Source organism: Streptomyces sp. 8K308, from assembly GCF_004348315.1.
Taxonomy (GTDB): domain Bacteria; phylum Actinomycetota; class Actinomycetes; order Streptomycetales; family Streptomycetaceae; genus Streptomyces.
This window is the reverse complement of the sequence record NZ_SMKC01000135.1, coordinates 1-16,709: the sequence shown is the minus strand read 5'-3', so window position 1 is coordinate 16,709 and position 16,709 is coordinate 1. Positions and strand designations below refer to the sequence as shown.

At 72.2% G+C, this 16,709-nt stretch carries 16 protein-coding genes and 1 pseudogene; 9 read left to right on the top strand and 8 right to left on the bottom strand.

Annotation, left to right across the window (positions count from 1 at the left end; translation table 11 throughout):
• Together E1265_RS19280 and E1265_RS40765 are read right to left on the bottom strand one after the other, a co-directional pair.
• A partial coding sequence (locus tag E1265_RS19280; protein WP_347877222.1) for a sigma factor-like helix-turn-helix DNA-binding protein occupies positions 1-443 on the bottom strand: 443 nt, incomplete at its 3' end.
• A 235-nt stretch (positions 444-678) separates the two neighbouring features.
• Positions 679-912: a hypothetical protein gene (locus E1265_RS40765; RefSeq protein ID WP_132931622.1), complete on the bottom strand. Its 234-nt coding sequence runs from the start codon at positions 910-912 to the stop codon at positions 679-681.
• A gap of 235 nt (positions 913-1,147) precedes the next feature.
• Here E1265_RS40765 and E1265_RS19265 point away from each other — a divergent pair, with 235 nt between their 5' ends.
• The 4 genes from E1265_RS19265 to cydC are packed head-to-tail and all read left to right on the top strand — an operon-like array spanning position 1,148 to position 7,004.
• Positions 1,148-2,440: a cytochrome ubiquinol oxidase subunit I gene (locus E1265_RS19265; protein WP_132931621.1), complete on the top strand. Its 1,293-nt coding sequence runs from the start codon at positions 1,148-1,150 to the stop codon at positions 2,438-2,440.
• A 60-nt stretch (positions 2,441-2,500) separates the two neighbouring features.
• Entirely contained in the window at positions 2,501-3,526 is a 1,026-nt protein-coding gene (gene cydB / locus E1265_RS19260; RefSeq protein ID WP_132931619.1) for a cytochrome d ubiquinol oxidase subunit II, read from the top strand.
• A gap of 29 nt (positions 3,527-3,555) precedes the next feature.
• Positions 3,556-5,244, top strand: a complete 1,689-nt coding sequence (gene cydD / locus E1265_RS19255) for a thiol reductant ABC exporter subunit CydD (protein ID WP_132931617.1) — start codon at positions 3,556-3,558, stop codon at positions 5,242-5,244.
• On the top strand, positions 5,241-7,004 hold the full coding sequence (cydC, locus tag E1265_RS19250) for a thiol reductant ABC exporter subunit CydC (protein ID WP_132931615.1): 1,764 nt from the start codon (positions 5,241-5,243) through the stop codon (positions 7,002-7,004). Before cydD ends, cydC begins: the two co-directional genes overlap by 4 nt.
• A gap of 613 nt (positions 7,005-7,617) precedes the next feature.
• On the opposite strand, the gene E1265_RS19245 is transcribed toward cydC, so the two are convergent.
• Positions 7,618-8,631, bottom strand: coding sequence for a zinc-dependent alcohol dehydrogenase family protein (locus E1265_RS19245; RefSeq protein ID WP_132931614.1), 1,014 nt, complete (start codon positions 8,629-8,631; stop codon positions 7,618-7,620).
• Positions 8,632-8,900: 269 nt separating this feature from the next.
• Between E1265_RS19245 and E1265_RS40760 the strand changes: the two genes are divergently transcribed.
• Positions 8,901-9,074 carry a helix-turn-helix domain-containing protein gene (locus tag E1265_RS40760; protein WP_243740942.1) on the top strand — a complete coding sequence of 58 codons (174 nt, stop codon included), beginning with the start codon at positions 8,901-8,903 and terminating at the stop codon, positions 9,072-9,074.
• 32 nt (positions 9,075-9,106) lie between these two features.
• Here E1265_RS40760 and E1265_RS19235 read toward each other — a convergent pair whose 3' ends face one another.
• Positions 9,107-9,637, bottom strand: a complete 531-nt coding sequence (locus E1265_RS19235) for an aspartate carbamoyltransferase (protein WP_132931613.1) — start codon at positions 9,635-9,637, stop codon at positions 9,107-9,109.
• Positions 9,630-10,073: a MarR family transcriptional regulator gene (locus E1265_RS19230; protein WP_132931611.1), complete on the bottom strand. Its 444-nt coding sequence runs from the start codon at positions 10,071-10,073 to the stop codon at positions 9,630-9,632. The genes E1265_RS19235 and E1265_RS19230 overlap by 8 nt, the downstream gene beginning before the upstream one ends.
• Before the next feature lie 177 nt (positions 10,074-10,250).
• Between E1265_RS19230 and E1265_RS19225 the strand changes: the two are divergent.
• Positions 10,251-11,309: pseudogene (locus tag E1265_RS19225) on the top strand (glycoside hydrolase family 5 protein); the annotation flags it as partial.
• Here E1265_RS19225 and E1265_RS19220 read toward each other — a convergent pair.
• A complete protein-coding gene (locus E1265_RS19220; RefSeq protein ID WP_132931607.1) occupies positions 11,306-11,722 on the bottom strand; it encodes a MerR family transcriptional regulator in 417 nt (138 codons plus the stop codon). The pseudogene E1265_RS19225 and the gene E1265_RS19220 sit on opposite strands and share 4 nt — an antisense overlap.
• Before the next feature lie 28 nt (positions 11,723-11,750).
• On the opposite strand from E1265_RS19220, the gene E1265_RS19215 reads away from it, so the two are divergent.
• Positions 11,751-12,497, top strand: a complete 747-nt coding sequence (locus E1265_RS19215; protein WP_132931605.1) for a methyltransferase domain-containing protein — start codon at positions 11,751-11,753, stop codon at positions 12,495-12,497.
• A 12-nt stretch (positions 12,498-12,509) separates the two neighbouring features.
• Here E1265_RS19215 and E1265_RS19210 read toward each other — a convergent pair whose 3' ends face one another.
• The gene (locus tag E1265_RS19210) at positions 12,510-13,040 is read right to left on the bottom strand and encodes a MarR family transcriptional regulator (protein WP_132931603.1); all 531 of its coding nucleotides are present in this window, start codon (positions 13,038-13,040) and stop codon (positions 12,510-12,512) included.
• Between the two features lie 88 nt (positions 13,041-13,128).
• Between E1265_RS19210 and E1265_RS19205 the strand changes: the two genes are divergently transcribed.
• Positions 13,129-13,644 (top strand): YceI family protein, encoded by a 516-nt coding sequence (locus tag E1265_RS19205; protein ID WP_132931601.1) that lies wholly within the window; start codon positions 13,129-13,131, stop codon positions 13,642-13,644.
• Between the two features lie 36 nt (positions 13,645-13,680).
• On the opposite strand, the gene E1265_RS19200 is transcribed toward E1265_RS19205, so the two are convergent.
• On the bottom strand, positions 13,681-14,841 hold the full coding sequence (locus E1265_RS19200) for a site-2 protease family protein (protein WP_132931600.1): 1,161 nt from the start codon (positions 14,839-14,841) through the stop codon (positions 13,681-13,683).
• Between the two features lie 126 nt (positions 14,842-14,967).
• On the opposite strand from E1265_RS19200, the gene polX reads away from it, so the two are divergent.
• Positions 14,968-16,692 carry a DNA polymerase/3'-5' exonuclease PolX gene (polX, locus tag E1265_RS19195; protein ID WP_132931598.1) on the top strand — a complete coding sequence of 575 codons (1,725 nt, stop codon included), beginning with the start codon at positions 14,968-14,970 and terminating at the stop codon, positions 16,690-16,692.
• Positions 16,693-16,709: the final 17 nt, after the last annotated feature.

The window sequence follows — 16,709 nt, the reverse complement described above, 5'->3', positions numbered from 1 at the left end:
ACGGTGGCGACGTCGCCCGGCCGGTCGAAGCGCACGCTGGAGACGGTGCGTTTGGCCCGGCTGATTCTCTGTGCCATGGTCGCCTCGGGCACCAGGTAGGCCGCGGCGATCTGGCGGGTGGTCAGCCCGCCGACGGCGCGCAGCGTGAGCGCGACCGCCGATGCCGGGGTCAATGACGGGTGGGCGCACAGGAAGTAGAGCTGGAGCGTGTCGTCCACCGCGGACGCGGGACCGGGTGCCGGCTCCTCCTCGACGCGGTCCTCACGCCGGCGGCGGGCGACGTCGGCGCGGCCGTCGCGGGCCTCCGCGATCAGGTGGGAGTTGAGCCGGGAAGGGCCGTTCAACGCCGCGCTCAGGGCCGCCACGCGGTCCTCGATGGGGTCGGCGGGGGGCCGTGCCCGGGGCGCCGGGGCGGCGTCCAGGACCGAGCCGATCGCGGCCATGAAACACGCCAGGCCGTCCGCTCGTCGGCGGGGCTGCGCCGGCCCGCGTCGGTGACCTCGTATCGCCGCCGCCGCTCGCCGACGCCTGCCAGCTCCTGCGCAACGGGCAGGGCGCCAGGACGAACAGAGCGGACCGTCCAGGTGCCCGCTCACCTCCTCGCCCTTCTCTCCTCTCATGGGTAGGCAGCCTACGGCCCCACAGTAGGCGTGCTATATATTGGCAGCCAACATGTAGTCAGTCTGCTGATCCGTCTTTACTCAAAGGGAGTTCGCAGTGACCAAGCCGATGCTGCCGATGCGCGTCCTCGCGATGGTCCTCGCGGGCGAGCCGCCCGTGGTGCTCCTGCCGGTCGACGGCCGGAGAGTCGAACTCGGCCTCCGGAAGCGCGATAGTGCGGCTGAGCGAGGGCGGGGCGATACGCGGCTCTTTCGCGGCGCGGTTTATGTGCTCGTAACGGGCGGCGACCAGGAAATCGCGCGATCACAGCCGATCCGTGATCCGCCTTCCGCCTGTGTCTTCCGGGGTATCTGCGCATCGGCGAACCGAATGCCTGAGCAATTCTCCCAACGCGGTCCTCGCACAGGCGAGGGGCAACGGCGCCCGGCACCCTGCATATGCGAGGCGGGAATCCCCCACCCGTCCGATTCCACCCCGAACCCGTCCGCCCTCCCACCGGCTACCCGTCGCTTAGGAAGGTCGCATCATGAGCGCTGCGGATCTGGCCCGACTTCAGTTCGCGGGCACGATCAGCATCCACTGGCTATTCGTGATCCTCACTATGGGGCTTGTCCCCCTCGTGGCGATCATGCACACCCGTGCCGCCTTCACCCGTGATCCCGCCAAGAGAGCCGTCCGCGAGCGCATGACCCGCTTCTGGGGCCAGCTCTACGTCATCAACTACGCGGTCGGCATCGTCACCGGCCTCGTCATGGAGTTCCAGTTCGGGCTCAGCTGGAGCGGCCTGAGCAAGTTCGCGGGCCACGTCTTCGGCATGCCGCTCGCGCTGGAAACACTCATCGCCTTCTTCGCCGAGTCCACCTTCCTCGGTATGTGGATCTTCGGCTGGGGCCGCCTGCGCCGCGGAGTGCACGTCACACTCATCTGGTTGGTCGCTCTGACCGCGTATGCCTCCGCGTACTGGATCATGGTCGCCAACGGTTTCATGCAGCATCCGGTCGGCTACGAAGTCCGGGACGGCGTCGCCTATCTGACTGACTTCGGGGCGTTGTTGACCAACCCCAACGCGCTCACCGCGCTTGCGCACGTCACGCTCGCCGCGCTGACGACGGGCGGCGTCCTGGTCATGGGGATCAGCTTCTACCACATCGTCCGGGGCACCAAGGAGACCGACCTGTTCCGCGGCTCCGTGCGCCTGGCGCTCTTGGTGGGCACCCCTGCCGCCGGGTTCGTCGCCACTGTCGGCGAGATGCAGATCTCCCTGATCCGCGAGAACCAGCCGATGAAAATGGCCGCCCTGGAAAAAGGCGACGCCGCCCAGGTTCAGGCGGAGCTCGTCAGGGAGTACGGGCCCGGCGACTACGTGTTCGCGCACGACTGGCTGCGGCTCTCGATGGAGAGCATGGAAATCATCGGCTACGCCATCTCCAGCATCACCATCATCGCCGTCATCTTGCTGTGGAAGGGCCGGCTCTGGCGCTGGCGCCCCTTCGCCTACGTGATGATCGCCACGATCCCGCTCCCCTTCGTCGCCTCCGTGGGCGGCTGGTTCCTCCGCGAGATGGGACGACAGCCCTGGCTCGTCTACGGCGAGTTGAAGGTCGAGGACGCGCTCTCCCACGTCAGTAGGACCTCACTGGCCGTGTCCTGCGCCGCGTTCATCACCATCTTCGCCGCACTGGCGGTGACGAACTGGATCCTGATCGCCCGCTTCGCCCGCCGCGGTCCGGACGCCACCCAACTCGGCGCCACGGAGCCGCTTGCCGACGACGTGCCCACGGGCGGTGCCGACGAGGAACAGCCGGTCCCGGCCTTCTGAGCCGGTCCGAACGACGCGCTTACAGAGATGAACCCTGTTGTCATGGAAAGTTGAGCAAAAATGAGTTTGGAGACCCTCTGGCTGGCCCTCCTCGGTCTGCTTCTCGCCGGGTACTTCGTCCTCGGCGGCTACGACTACGGCGTACAGATGCTGCACTCCTTCCTCGGCAGCCGAGGCGGTCACGAAGCCGAGCGCACCCCCCGGAACGCCGCCCTCGACGCCATGGCCCCGTTTTTTCTGGGCAACGAGGTCTGGCTGGTCGCCTTCATCGGCGTCCTGTTCGGGGCCTTCCCGCACCTGGAAGGCAGCCTCCTGCCCGGCCTGTACCCGCTGTTCGTGGCAATCCTCGTCGGCCTGGTCCTCGGCAACGCCGCGGTCCAGCTGCGCGGCCGCGCCCACAGCGCCCGGGGCCGCCGGTGGTGGGACGCCCTGATCGTGTTCGGCGGCGCGCTGCCCGCTCTGTGCTGGGGACTTGTCGTGGGCCTGCTGCTCCACGGCGTGCCTCGCCGGGCCGACGGGAGCTTCCACATCGGGTTCGGCGAGGTGCTCTCGCCGTTCGTGCTGGCCTGCGGGGTGACCACCGCGCTGCTCTTCGCGGCGCACGGGGCCACCTTTCTCGCGCTGCGCTTGCCCCCCGAACTCGCCTCCAGGGCACGGCAATCGGGGACCACCTTGGTGCGGGCGGCCAGCGCCGTGGGATGTCTCACGCTGTTGCTGACGCTCGTCGGATCGGGGGCCTCGATGACGAACCGCGTGACCTCGGCCGTCCTCGCCGTCCTGTTCGCGGCGGCACTCGCCGGTGCCTGGTGGTGCCTGTCCTGCGGGCGCTTCGGCAGGGCGTTCGTGGCCACCTGCTGCGCGACCGTGCTGCCGGTGCTGCTCGTGGGGGCCGGCCAGTACCCGTACGTCCTGGTCAGCTCGTCGGGCGCAGGGATGACCGTCCACGAGGCCGTCACGGACGGGGCCACATTGAAACTCCTGACCGCGTTCGGGGGCGTGCTGATCCCAGTGATCCTCGCGTATCAGACGTGGAGCTGGTGGGCCTTCCGAGGTCGGACGGGCCGCCGGCATCCCAACTACTTCTGAGCCGTGTAAGCGATGAGAGGAACCCCAGGATGCAGCCGGTCGAACGCCGCCTGATGCGGGAAGTCCCGGTGTTGCGGCGCCACATGACGTACTCGGCGGCGCTGGCGTTGCTGGGCGTCGGGCTCGTCGTCGCCCAGGCCGGGCTGCTGGCGACGCTTCTCGCGGACGGCTTCGCCGGACACCCGTTCCCACTCGCGCCGCTGGCCGCGCTGGCCGCCGTCATGGCGCTGCGCGCGCTGCTGACCTGGTCCCGAGGGGTGCTAGCCCAGCGCGCCGCGGCCGACGCCAAGCGCACGCTGCGGGACCGGATCACCGGCCGGCTGCAGCACACCGGCCCCCTGCAACTGGCGGCCCGCCGCCACGGCGAGACGGCCACGCTGCTCACCCGCGGCCTCGACGCCCTGGATCCGTACGTCGTCGGCTACCTGCCCACGTTGACGGCCACCGTGGTTGTCCCCCTCACGATCGTCGCCTGGCTATGGTGGACCGACTGGGCCTCGGCGTTGATCATCGTCGCGACGCTGCCGCTGATCCCGGTGTTCGGTGCGTTGGTCGGCATGCACACCGCCCGACGCACCGCCCGGCAATGGCAGTTGCTCGCGCGCCTTGGCGGCCACTTCCTGGACGTGGTGGCCGGGCTGCCGACGCTGCGCGCGTTCGGCCGCGAACGGCACCAGACCCGGGTGGTGCGCGAGATGGCGGACGCCCATCGGCGGGCCACCATGCGGACGCTGCGCGTGGCGTTCCTCTCCTCCTTCGTTCTGGAGACGGTCGCCACCCTTTCCGTGGCGCTGGTGGCCGTTCCGGTCGGGCTGCGGCTGCTCGGCGGCGAGACGGATCTGCGCACGGCCCTGATCGTCCTGTTCCTCGCCCCCGAGGCGTATCTGCCGCTGCGCACCGCGAGCGCGGCCTTCCACGACAGCGCCGAAGGCATCGCGGTGGCCGAGCGGGTCTTCGCAGTCCTCGACGAGGGGGATACGCCCACGGCGCGCACCGGCCACGTCCAGGACACCGATGCCCGCACGGGGCACCTGCGCCTTGACGGGGTCACCGTCAACTACCCGGGCCGCGCCGCGCCGGCCCTCGAGAACGTCTCTCTCTCCATCAGCCCCGGCGAGCACGTGGCCCTGGTCGGCCCGAGCGGCGCGGGCAAGTCCACGTTGCTGTCGCTGTTCCTGGGCTTCGTGACCCCCGCATCGGGCCGGGTCGCGGTCGGCGACACCGAGCTCGTGGACCTCGCCCCCGACGAGTGGCTCGCTCAGGTGGCATGGGTGCCGCAGCGCCCGCATCTGTTCGCGGTGTCCATCGCGGACAACATCCGCCTCGGGCGCCCCGACGCGAGCGACGCCGAGGTGCGCCAGGCGGCTCGCGCCGCATTGGCCGGCCCTTTCATCGAGGAGATGCCGGAGGCGTACGACACCGTGCTCGGTGAGCACGGCGCCGGGCTCTCCGCTGGCCAGCGCCAACGCATCGCCCTTGCCCGCGCTTTCCTCAAGGACGCCCCCGTGCTACTCCTCGACGAACCCACCGCCCACCTCGACCGCGAAAGCGAGGCCGCCGTCACGCGGGCCGCGGTTGACCTCATGCGCGGCCGAACCGCGGTCGTGGTCGCACACCGGACGAGCCTGCTGCCCCACGCCGACCGGATCATCACGATACGAGCGGGCCGCCTCGCCCTCCCCCCGTCGGCGCTTGCCGAAGGGTTGGTGGCCTCATGACTCCCCACGCCAAGGTTGCCGCCCTCGCACGTGCGCGCGGGCCTCACCCCACCATCCGTCTCCTGCGCCACCTCGTCCCGTACTGGCGCAGGCTGCTGCCCGCCGCGCTCGCCTCGGCCGGGAGCGACCTCGCGGCCGCCGCGCTGACGGCCACCGCCGCCTGGCTGATCACCCGCGCGGCCGAGCAGCCGCCGATCGCGTCGCTGAGCGTCGCGATCGTCGCAGTGCGGGCCCTGGCCCTGGGACGCGGTGCCCTGCGCTACACCGACCGGCTCCTCGGCCACGACGGCGTACTGCGGGCCGTCGCGGGCTTCCGCACCCGGGTCTACGAAGCGCTGGTGCCGCTCGCCCCGGCGGGCGCCCTCGCCTTCCGCAGCGGCGACCAGCTGACCCGCCTCGTCGACGACGTCAACGCCGCCCAGGACCTGCTGCTGCGCGTCCTGCTCCCGGCAGCGGCCGCCTGCGCGGTCACCGCGACCGCGACCGCAACGGCCATGGTGCTGCTGCCGCAGGCAGGCGTCCTGCTCGGGCTGACCCTGGCCGTGGCGGGGCTTCTCGTACCCGCCCTGGTGCTCGCGCTGTCTCGCCGTGCCGGTCGCGCGGAGAAGGCGACGCGCGCCGAACTCGCAGCGCTCACCGTGGACGTGACCGAGGGAGCGGCGGACCTCACCGCGTACGGCGCCCGGGGCCGCGCCCACGAGCGGGTCCGCCGTGCCTCCGGCGAAATCGCCGCGCTGGAGCGCCGGGGGGTGCTGACCACCTCGCTCGCCTCGGCCGTGGTGCTGCTGCTCCAGGGCGGGGCGACGGTCGGTGTCACCTGGCTTGCGCTGCGCGCGCACGCGGCCGGCGCGCTGCCCGCCGTGCACCTCACCGTCCTCACGGTTCTCGCGCTGATCTCCTTCGAGCCCCTCGCGTCACTGCCCGCCGCGGCCCGTCGCCTCGCGGAAGTTCAGGCCTCCGCGCGCCGACTGGCCGACCTCCTGGACACGCCACCCCCCGTCACCGACCCGCCTGTTCCTGCCCCGCTCCCCACCGACGAGCCGCTCGGCGTGGACATCACCGACCTGCGAGTGCGTCACCATCCCGGCGGCCCTCTCGTCCTCGACGGGGTGAGCCTGCGGCTGCCGCCCGGCCACCGGGTCGTGCTTCTCGGCGCGAGCGGGTCCGGCAAGTCGACGCTGGTCGCGGCACTCATGCGGTTCGTCCCGTACACATCCGGAAGCATCCGCGTCTGCGGGCGCGAACTTCGCGACTGCGCAGCCGCCGACGTCCGCCGCGTGATCACCGGCATGACCCAGGACGCGCACGTCTTCCACACCACCATCCGCGCCAACCTGCTCCTGGCCCGCCCCGACGCCACGGACGCCGACCTGCGCGACGCGGCCCGCAAGGCCCGCCTGCTGGACTGGATCGAGTCGCTGCCCGACCGCTGGGACACCCCACTCGGCGGGGACGGCGCCACAATGTCGGGCGGCCAGCGCCAGCGCCTCCTTCTGACCCGCGCGCTGCTCGCCGACCCGCCCGTCCTTGTCCTGGACGAACCCACCGAGGGACTCGACCCGGACACCGCCGCCGCCGTGCTCGCCGACATCCTCGACGCCACCCGCGGCCGCACCACGCTCCTGGTCACCCACGAGAGGGAGGGCCTCGCCGCCGCCGACCAGATCGTGACCCTCGACCGCGGCCGGATCCGTCACACCACTCAGGACGGCCTCGCCGCGCAGCACTCCGAACGCGCCAGACGAGAGCCCGAACGCTGAGGGCCGCGCCACTCCCCATCGGCTGGCGCTGCCCCTCGTTGCCGGAACGGGCCGGGTGCTCGCGGCAGGCATGTGGGAACTCGCTGGCAGCCGAGGCCGACGACTGCTACGAATTCCCGGGAGCCGGAGGGGCAGGGCTCGGTGCCTCCGGACAACTTCCGGAGCACGTCGTCCATCACGCCATGACCCCGTGCTCGAAGCAGAACGTCCGCTCTCCGAGACACCCGGCCCGCAGCACCGATGCCTCGCGGCTGCGCGTGTAGCTGTCGAAGCCGAGCGAGCGGGCTCACGCGGGGTGCGTAGGCGTGCGTCGCGCGGCTCGCCCCCGCACCGGCGAGGACGCCTTCCGGCGGCACGTCCCTTGGGAACGCGACTCGCCACCGGTAGCCCTCGACTGTCTCCGACGGATTGTCCTGGCCCCGCCTCGCCGAGTTGTTCTGGCTCCGCCAGGCGTTCGGCTGGCGGGCCGTCGGTGTACGCGCACAAGCGCAGACAGCGAGAAGAGCCGTCCGGGGCCCGGGTGATCGGTGGTCTGACCGTTCGAGAGGTGGGGCCACTGCTACCCGTTCCCCCGGGGGGCAGCGAACCCCGTTCTGGACAGGGCGGTGTCAGCCTACGCCGGCCCGTCGTGGTCGACGGTGACGACGATCTTGCCTACCTGGCCGCTGGCCTCCAGGTAGCGGTGGGCCTCGGGGATCTCGTCAAGGCCGTGGAAGACGCGGTCCACAACGGGCCGGAACGCCCCGGTCCGCAGCCCCGAGGTGACGAACGCCTCGGCGCGGCGCAGCCGTTCCGCGTCCCTCGTCGTCTCGCCCAGCGTGTAGGTGCGGATGTTCAGCGCCGGCATGCCGAGTTGGAAGCCGGGGTACGGCGTCGGCTCGCCGCTGAGCGCGCCGTAGAGGAAGAGCGTGCCGCCGGGGGCGACCACCCGGGCCAGGTCGACGACGCCGGGACCGGCCACCGCGTCGAAGACGAACTCGGCACCCCGGCCGCCGGTCAGCTCGCGCACGCGCCGGACGACGTCCTCCTCGCCGGTGACGATGACCTCGGCCGCGCCGGCCTCCAACAGGGCGGCCCGCTTGGCCGGGTTGCGCGTGGTGGCGATCGGCACCGCGCCGACGCGCAGGGCGATCTGGATCGCGGCGAGGCCCACGCTGCTGGCGGCGGCCGTCAGCAGCACCGTGTCGCCGGGGCGTAGCCCGCCGACCTCGACGAGCGCGCCGTACGCCGTGACGTACGGCATCCACACGGCGGCGCCCTGGATCGCGTCGATCTCCTCCGCCCGGCGCAGCACGGCTGCCGCCGGGACCAGGGCGCGCTCCGCGTAGACGCCGTAGTCGTTGAGCGAGAACGCCGGGACCACGCTGATCGACTGGCCGACCTCGAACCCCGTCACGCCCGGGCCGATCGCCTCGACCACGCCCGCCGCCTCATAGCCGAGCCGGGCGGGGAACTCCCTGACGTCCTCGATGTAGTGGCCGGATCGGAACAGCGACTCGGCCCGGTTGAGGCCGATCGCGTCGACCCGGATCGCCAGTTCCTCGGGCCCAGGATCGCCGACCGGCACCTCCTCGACGCGCAGCACCTCGGGGCCGCCGAGTTCGTGGAACCGCACCGTCTTCGGCATCGCCATCACTCCCGCATCGCCTCGTGGATCGACGTGGCGCCAAGCCAAGCCGAAAGTACGATAACTGTCAAACTTCGACGGGTGTCGTACCGTGGTGGGGGTGGTGAGCATGGTGAGAGCGCGGCGCGACGGGCGGGAGCGGGTCCCGCCCCATCCGGACCTCGGGGCGGCCTCCAGCAGGTGCTCGAGGCGTTGGTCGACCCCGTGCGCCGGGGAATCGTCGCCGAGCTGTACGCCTCGGGCGAGGACATCCGCTGCGCGGGTTCGACGTGCCGGTCAGCAGGTCCACCGCCACCCACCACTTCCACGTGCTGCGCGAGGCCGGTCTGATCCGCCAGTACTGCGTCGGCACCTCCCGGATGAACGCGCTGCGCCGCGAGGAGGTCGAGGCGGCGTTCCCGGGGCTGCTGCGTGCCCTGGTGGGCGGCGCGGCCGGCGGGTGAGCCCGGGTGCCGCCGTTCCGGGGCGCTGATCGTCAGTGGCCGCCTTCCGCGTGGCTGCCGTGGTCGCTGAGTTGGGCTTCGAACCAGTCGTGCAGGGCCTGGACGAGGGCGGGGTCCCGGGCGGTGTAGGTGAGGGCGGCCCCGTCGGTCTGTTCCTCGTAGCGGACCTGGAAGTCGTCGTGGCCGCTCTCCAGTTCGGCCAGGCCGGGCATGTCGTCGCCGTGGATCCGGGCGGGGTCGCCGAAGTCTCCCTGGCGGAAGGCTTCGGCTTCTTCCTGGAGGTGGGCGCGGATCAGGGCGATCTGTTCGGTGTCGCCTGGCTGGTCGGCGACGACGTCCTGGACGCCGCCGGTGTCGGTGGGGGTGAAGTAGTGGGTGGTCTGTTCCAGGTCGAACGGCATGACATCCTGGCCTCGTTCGGCCACCTGGCGCTGCCTGTCGGTCTGGCCGCCGTCCGTGTCCTGGGGTGTTGTTCCGCCGGTCAGCAGGATGGTGACCGCTGCCGCGCCGGCCAGGGCGGTGGCCGCGCCGGCCCAGGCTGCTTTTCGTCCGGGGTTATTCATCGAGTGCCTTCGTCAGGATGTCCAGGGCGTGGAGCACGCCAGCTCGTTCGTGGGCGGGGATCGACTTCAGGAGCCGGGAGAACTTCTCCCGGCGCGCCGCGGCCAGGTTGCCCGCGGCTCGCTCGCCGGCCGGGGTGAGCCGCAGGACCACGCCGCGGCCGTCGTCGGGGGCGGGCGCCCGTTCCACCCAGCCGCGGGCGGTGAGTTGTCCGACGAGCCGGCTGACGGTGCTCTTGGTCAGCCGCAGGCGGCGGGCCAACTCGACCTGGCGCAATCGGCCTTCCTGGGCCAGTTCGCCCAGGGCGTGCGCTTCGGAGACCGGGATGGGCTGCCCGCAGGGGGTGGTCTCCGGCTGGTGCAGCCCGAAAGCCCGCACGAAGCCGCGCAGGGCGCTCTGCAGTTCAGCCGATGAGTCAGGTTCCCGATCCGCCATCATGGTTCGACCATACAACCAGATGGTTCGATGGCACAACCGGATTGGTCCTGGTCCCGCGCCGGGTTCGACGTCCGGTGATCGCGCGGGTTGACATGGGCCAGGCGGGCTGGCCTGATGAAGTGGGAGCGCTCCCAATCATTGGAGTCCCACGGGACGGATCTCCTCGAGGAGCAGGCCATGAAAGTACGCACGCGCTTCGGCGCCCTGGTGGTGGCCGCGTCCGCGGCGCTCATCGGGCTCGTCGGTCTCGGCGGTCCGGTCGCCGCCCAGGCCGATCCGGTCGACAATCCGGTCGACAATCCGGTCGACAATCCGGTCGACAATCCGGTCGACACGGCCGCCGTCGGCCTCCGGATCAGCAACGGTCGGCTGGTCGAGTCGACGGGCAACAACTTCGTGATGCGGGGCGTGAACCACGCCCACACCTGGTTCCGTTCGCAGACCAACGCGTTCGCCGACATCAAGCGGCTGGGCGCCAACACGGTGCGGGTGGTGCTCTCCACCGGTGACCGCTGGACCCGCAACGACGCCGCGGACGTGGCCAACGTCGTCAACCTCTGTCGGGCCAACCGACTGATCTGCGTGCTGGAGGCGCACGACACCACGGGCTACGGCGAGCAGTCGGGCGCCGTCTCGCTCAGCCGCGCCGCCGACTACTGGATCAGCGTGCAGAGCGCGCTGGCCGGCCAGGAGAACTACGTTGTCATCAACATCGGCAACGAGCCCTACGGCAACAACAACGCCGCCGGCTGGACGGCCGACACCCGGAACGCGATCAGCCGGTTGCGCGACGCCGGCTTCGACCACACGCTGATGGTGGACGCGCCCAACTGGGGCCAGGACTGGTCGGGGACGATGCGGGCCAACGCCCAGACGGTCTTCAACTCCGACCCGGACCGCAACACGCTCTTCTCGGTCCACATGTACGGCGTGTACGACACGGCGGCCGAGGTGCGCGACTACCTCAACGCCTTCGTCAACGCCCGACTCCCCATCGTGGTTGGCGAGTTCGGACACAACCACTCGGACGGCAACCCGGACGAGGACGCCATCATGGCGACCGCGCAGCAGTTGGGGATCGGCTACCTCGGCTGGTCGTGGTCGGGGAACAGCGGCGGCGTCGAGTACCTGGACCTCGTCACCAACTTCAACGCCTCGCAGCTGACCTCCTGGGGCCAGCGGCTGTTCAACGGGGCCAACGGCATCGCCGCCACCTCGCGCGAGGCGGACATCTACTGAGCCACGTGTGCCTCGTGCGTCGCGTGCCCGGCGTGCGGGCAGTCGGCCGGATCGTCGTGCGGACAGCCGAGGGCGCACTCGACCAGCGCGAGTGACGCCCTGGCCTCGGCGATCCGGCCGAGCAGTTCGCCGCGCTGCCGCTCCAGGGCGGCGCGGCGGGCGGCGGGGCCCGTGCCGTCGAGGAGTTCGCGGATCCGGTCCAGGGGGAGCCCGGCCCGCTTGGCGCGCAGGATCGCGGCGACGCGGTCGAGGTCGGCCGGGCCGTAGCGGCGTCGTCCGCCGGCGTCGCGGCGCGGCGCGAGCAGCCCCGCCGACTCCCAGTGCCGCAGCACATGGGTGGCGAGCCCGAATCGGCCGGCCGCCGCGCCGATGGAGAGGTCGGTGGCGGCGGGGGAGACGGTTGACTTCATGTCGGCATGAAACGGCAGCGTGGCCGCCATGAGCAACAGCACCGACGAACTGATCGCCCGACTCGACGCCGTGGACGCGCTGCCGGCCGCCCGCGCGCTGCGCGCCAGGGGCCACGACCTGCTCGACCCGGCGCCCGGCGCGGCGGTCGCCGACATCGGCTGCGGCACCGGCCTCGCCGTCGCGGAGCTGGCCGAACGGGGCGCCGCCGCCATGGGGTTCGACATCGACGAGCGGATGCTGGCGGCGGCCAGGGCCCGCCGGCCAGGCGCCGACCTGCGGCGCGGTGACGCGCTCGCGCTGCCGCTCCCGGACGGCGCGTTGGCCGGCTACCGCGCCGACCGGTTGTTGCACGCGCTGCCCGAGCCGGCGCGCGCGGTGCGCGAGGCCCGCCGGGTGCTCGCGCCCGGCGGGCGGATCGTGCTGGTGGGGCAGGACTGGGAGGCGCTGGTGATCGACGCGGCCGACGCCGCGTTGACCCGTCGTGTCGTCCAGGCCAGGGCGGACACGATCCCCAGCCCGCGTGCCGCCCGCGCGCACCGCCGGCTGCTGCTCGACGCCGGGTTCCGGCCGTTGGCGACCGAGGCGCACACCCCGCTGTTCACCGGGTCGGCCGCGCTGCCGATGCTGACCGGTCTCGCCGAGACCGCCCGCGCGCTCGGCGCGATCGACGCGGCCGAGGCGGACCGCTGGCTCGGGGACCAGCGTGAACGGGTCGCCGCCGACCGGCTGTTGGTGGCCGTTCCGCACTTCCTAGCGGCGGCTGTGCGGGACTGACCCGGCGCCGGGTCAGGGCGCCGCGGGCCGTGGCTCGTCGGCGCCGTCGTCCGCCGGCCGGTCGAGGTCGGGGAGCAGCGCGCGCAGCGCCTCGCACTGGGCGGGGCCGATGGCCTCGGCCAGGCCGTGGCGGACGGTGTCCACGAGGTCGGGGGACGCCTCGGCCAGCAGCCGCCGGCCCTTCTCGGTGAGGGCGACCTCGACGCCGCGCCGGTCGCCGCAGACCGAGCGTCTGCTGACGAGCCCGGCGTGCTGGAGGCAGGCGATCTGGTAGGTGAGCCGGGTCTTGGGCCGGCCGAGCAGCTCCGCGATCCGCGTCATCCGCAGGGCCTCGTCGGCCTGGTCGGCCAGCAGGCACAGCACCAGGAACTCGTCGTGCGAGACGTTGAGCCGGGCCTTGACGACGGCGCGCAGCCGCTGCTCTATCGCGCCGGTGGCCGCGAGCAGCAGCATCCAGGCGCGGAGCTCGGTCCGCAGGGTGCCCGAGCCGGACTCCGCCGGGCATCGGGGCAGGTCGGCTGCGGGTTCCTCGGGTTCGGCCATGACATCGATTCTACGTCTTGTTCAAAAATGGATGACTTGCTAGTGTGGCGTCCAGCACTCATCCAAATTTGGACGATAGGAGCGTCTCATGACCGTCGCCGTGGAAACCGGAACCTGGCAGCTCGACCGGACCGCCTCGACCGTGGCCATCCGGCACCGCACGATGTGGGGCCTGGTCACCGTCAAGGGCGCCTTCGCCGCCGTCAGCGGCCAGGGCGAGGTGCGCGCCGACGGCACCGCGAGCGGCGTGCTCACCCTGGACGTGGCCACGCTCGACACCGGGCACGCCAAGCGCGACAAGCACCTGCGCTCCGCCGACTTCTTCGACGCCGAGCGCCACCCCGAGATCACCTTCACCGCGAACGAGGCCAGGCCGGGCGGCGACGGCACCGTGCGGGTCGACGGGCGGCTGACCGTGCGCGGCGTCTCCCGGCCCCTCTCGCTCACCGCCACGCTGACCGACGTGTCAGGCGACGCGCTCACCCTGGACGCCGAGTTCACCGTGGACCGCGCCCGGTTCGAGATGGGCTGGAACCAGCTGGGCATGATGCGCGGCGTCGCCACGGTGACCGCCAGCCTCCGCTTCACGCGCGCCGCGGGCTGAGCGGCGCGCCTCACCCGGGCCGCGGGGTGAGCGGCGTCAACGCCGGCCGCCGCCGTGGTCGGCCGCCACGCGCCGCACCGCGCGCTCGACGTCCGCGGGCGAGACGATGCCGACCGGACGGCCGGCCTCGTCGAGCACCAGCAGCCGGTGCTCGGGGCCCGGCGTCATCCTGGTCAGCGCGTCGGACAGCGGTTCGTCGGGGCGACTCACCCGGGTCTCGTCCAGCGGCACCATGATCTCGCCGACCGTGATCCGCCGCTGCTCGTCCTGCTCCACCCGGCGCGCCCTGTCCATCGTCAGAAGCCCCACCGCGTGGCCGTCCTCCCCGCTGTCGTCGCTGTCCCTGGTCACCGGGAACGCGGCGTGCCGGCCGGTCAGCGCCTCCCCGGACAGGAACTCGTCGACCGTCTCCCGCGACCGCACCGTGACCGGGTCCCGCGTCATGGTGTCCCGGACCGCCACCCCGGACAGCAGCTCCCGCACCCGCGCCTGCCTGGCCTCCTCGGTCGCCGCCAGCACCAGGAACCAGCCGACGAGCGCCAGCCACAGCGCCGCGAACGACGCGGTCCACAGGAACGCCCAGAGCCCGAACCCCACCAGCAGCCAGCCGAACGCCTGCCCGGCGCGCGCCGCGCCGGTCGTCGCCCGCAGCCGGTCGCCGCCGCGCCACCACAGGAACGAACGCAGCAGCCGGCCGCCGTCGAGCGGCGCGGCCGGGATGACGTTGAAGACCGCGAGCAGGATGTTGATGGTGGCCAGCCACGCCGAGGCCTCCACCAGCAGCTCCGAGGACCCGGTGGCGTGCAGCAGCCACGTCAGCAGCACGAACCCGCCGCCGAGCAGCAGGCTGACCAGCGGACCGACGCCGGCGATCCGCCACTCGGCGCCCGGCGTCGGCGCCTCGGCCCGCATCCGGGTGGCCCCGCCGAGCAGCCACAGCACGATGTCGTCCACCCCGACGCCGTTGCGCCTGGCCACGATGGCGTGCGCCAGCTCGTGCGCGAGGAGCGAGGCGAAGAAAACGACGGCGGTGCCGATGCCGACCAGGGTGTACAGCACCCAGCCGTGCCCTGGGTAGTCGGCGGGCAGCCGGCCGGCGGCCAGCGCCGCGGCGATCAGCGCGAAGACGACCAGTACGCTCCAGTTGACCCCGATCCGGACGCCGGCGATCCGCCCCAGCACGAAGGTCGCGCGCACGGTCCCACCTCACCCTCGGCCCCCCTGTGCCAGAGGCCCCCCTGTGTCAGAAACGGCCGGGTACCCGGAACGGGCCGCGCCATTCCTCGGCGTGCCCACCCGCGCCCCGCTTCCTAGACTGAACGCATGGCTCGGCCGAACGAAGAGGTCGAGGCGCTGCTCCAGGAGTACGCCGACCTCATCGCGATCACCGGCGGCGACGTGTTCAAGCAGCGCGCCTACGAGCGGGCCGCGCGCGCCGTCGGCGGTTACCCGGAGGACGTCTCGGCGCTCGACGCCAAGGCCCTCAAGGGCATCCCCGGCGTGGGCAAGTCCATCGCGGACAAGATCGCCGAATACCTGAGCGCGGGGCACGTGGCCGCGATCGAGGAGACCAGGTCGACGGTGCCGCCCGGCGTCCGGGAGCTGATGTCCATCCCGACGCTCGGCCCCAAGCGGGCCATGACGCTCTACCGCGATCTCGAGGTGGCCTCCGTCGACGAACTGGTGGCCGCCGTCCACGAGGACCGCCTCACCGAGCTCAAGGGCTTCGGCCCCAAGGCGGCCGAGAACATCCTGCACGGCGTCGAGCTGATGCGGGCCTCGGGCGGCCGGATCCTGCTGAGCGAGGCGCTGCGCATCGCGGAGGAGACGGTCGCCGGACTCGTCGCCGCCACCGGCTGCGAGCGGTGCGCCTACGCGGGCTCGGTGCGGCGGATGAAGGAGACCGTCGGCGACATCGACGTGCTGGTCGCCGCGCCCGGGAAGGACGCCGAGGCCGTGATGACGGCCTTCACCGAGCTGCCGACCGCTGCCGAGGTCGTCGTGCACGGCCTGAAGAAGACGTCCGTGCGCACCGCCAAGGGCCTCCAGATCGACCTGCGGGTGCTGCCGCCGGACTCGTGGGGGGCCGGCCTCCAGTACTTCACCGGCGCCCAGCAGCACAACATCCGCACCCGCGAGATCGCGCTGCGCAAGGGCCTGAAGCTCTCCGAGTACGGTGTCTTCGACTCCGAGACGGGAGACCCGCTGCCGGCCGGCACGGAGGAGGAGGTCTACGCCCACCTCGACCTGCCGTGGATCCCGCCGACCCTGCGCGAGGACCGCGGCGAGGTGGCCGCCGCCCAACGCGGCGAACTCCCGTCGCTGGTCGGCGAGGACGACCTGCGCGGCGACCTGCACACCCACACCGACCTGACGGACGGCCTCGCCTCGCTCGAGGAGATGGTGGAGGCCGCGGCGCGGCGCGGCTACGCCTACTACGCCGTCACCGACCACGCGCCCGAGCTGAAGATGCAGCGGATGACCAGCGAGAAGGCGCTGGCGCAGCGGGACCGGGTGCGAAAGCTGGCCGACCGGTACGGGCGGCGGCTGCGGCTACTGCACGGCACCGAGCTCAACATCGACCCGGAGGGCGAGGTGGACTGGCCGGCCGACTTCCTCGCCGGCTTCGACGTGTGCGTCGCCTCGGTCCACTCCCACTTCGGCCTCGACCGGGCCACCCAGACCCGCCGGCTCATCAGGGCGGCCGAGAACCCGCACGTCAACATCATCGGCCACCCGACGACGCGGAAGCTGGGCCGCCGGGGCGGCATCGACGCCGACCTCGACGCGGTCTTCGCGGCCTGCGCGCGGACGGGCACGGCGCTCGAGGTCAACGGCCACCCGGAGCGGCTCGACCTGCGCGACGAACACGTGCTGCTGGCGCGGCGCCACGGGGTCCGCTTCGCGATCGACAGCGACGCGCACGCGGTCTCCGAGCTGGCCAACGTACGGTTCGGGGTGGCGACGGCCCAGCGGGGGTGGTTGACGCCGGACGACGTCATCAACACGTGGCCGCTGACGAAGCTGCGCCGCTTCCTGCGGCGGTGAAATTCCCCCCACCCACC

What these genes read in the sequence shown, in the direction of transcription:
- E1265_RS19265 (WP_132931621.1), top strand. Translation starts at nt 1,148, where the DNA reads ATGAGCGCTGCGGATCTGGCCCGACTTCAGTTCGCGGGCACGATCAGC.
- cydB (WP_132931619.1), top strand. Translation starts at nt 2,501, where the DNA reads ATGAGTTTGGAGACCCTCTGGCTGGCCCTCCTCGGTCTGCTTCTCGCC.
- cydD (WP_132931617.1), top strand. Translation starts at nt 3,556, where the DNA reads ATGCAGCCGGTCGAACGCCGCCTGATGCGGGAAGTCCCGGTGTTGCGG.
- cydC (WP_132931615.1), top strand. Translation starts at nt 5,241, where the DNA reads ATGACTCCCCACGCCAAGGTTGCCGCCCTCGCACGTGCGCGCGGGCCT.
- E1265_RS19245 (WP_132931614.1), bottom strand. Translation starts at nt 8,631, where the DNA reads ATGCCGAAGACGGTGCGGTTCCACGAACTCGGCGGCCCCGAGGTGCTG.
- E1265_RS19235 (WP_132931613.1), bottom strand. Translation starts at nt 9,637, where the DNA reads ATGAATAACCCCGGACGAAAAGCAGCCTGGGCCGGCGCGGCCACCGCC.
- E1265_RS19230 (WP_132931611.1), bottom strand. Translation starts at nt 10,073, where the DNA reads ATGATGGCGGATCGGGAACCTGACTCATCGGCTGAACTGCAGAGCGCC.
- E1265_RS19220 (WP_132931607.1), bottom strand. Translation starts at nt 11,722, where the DNA reads ATGAAGTCAACCGTCTCCCCCGCCGCCACCGACCTCTCCATCGGCGCG.
- E1265_RS19215 (WP_132931605.1), top strand. Translation starts at nt 11,751, where the DNA reads ATGAGCAACAGCACCGACGAACTGATCGCCCGACTCGACGCCGTGGAC.
- E1265_RS19210 (WP_132931603.1), bottom strand. Translation starts at nt 13,040, where the DNA reads ATGGCCGAACCCGAGGAACCCGCAGCCGACCTGCCCCGATGCCCGGCG.
- E1265_RS19205 (WP_132931601.1), top strand. Translation starts at nt 13,129, where the DNA reads ATGACCGTCGCCGTGGAAACCGGAACCTGGCAGCTCGACCGGACCGCC.
- polX (WP_132931598.1), top strand. Translation starts at nt 14,968, where the DNA reads ATGGCTCGGCCGAACGAAGAGGTCGAGGCGCTGCTCCAGGAGTACGCC.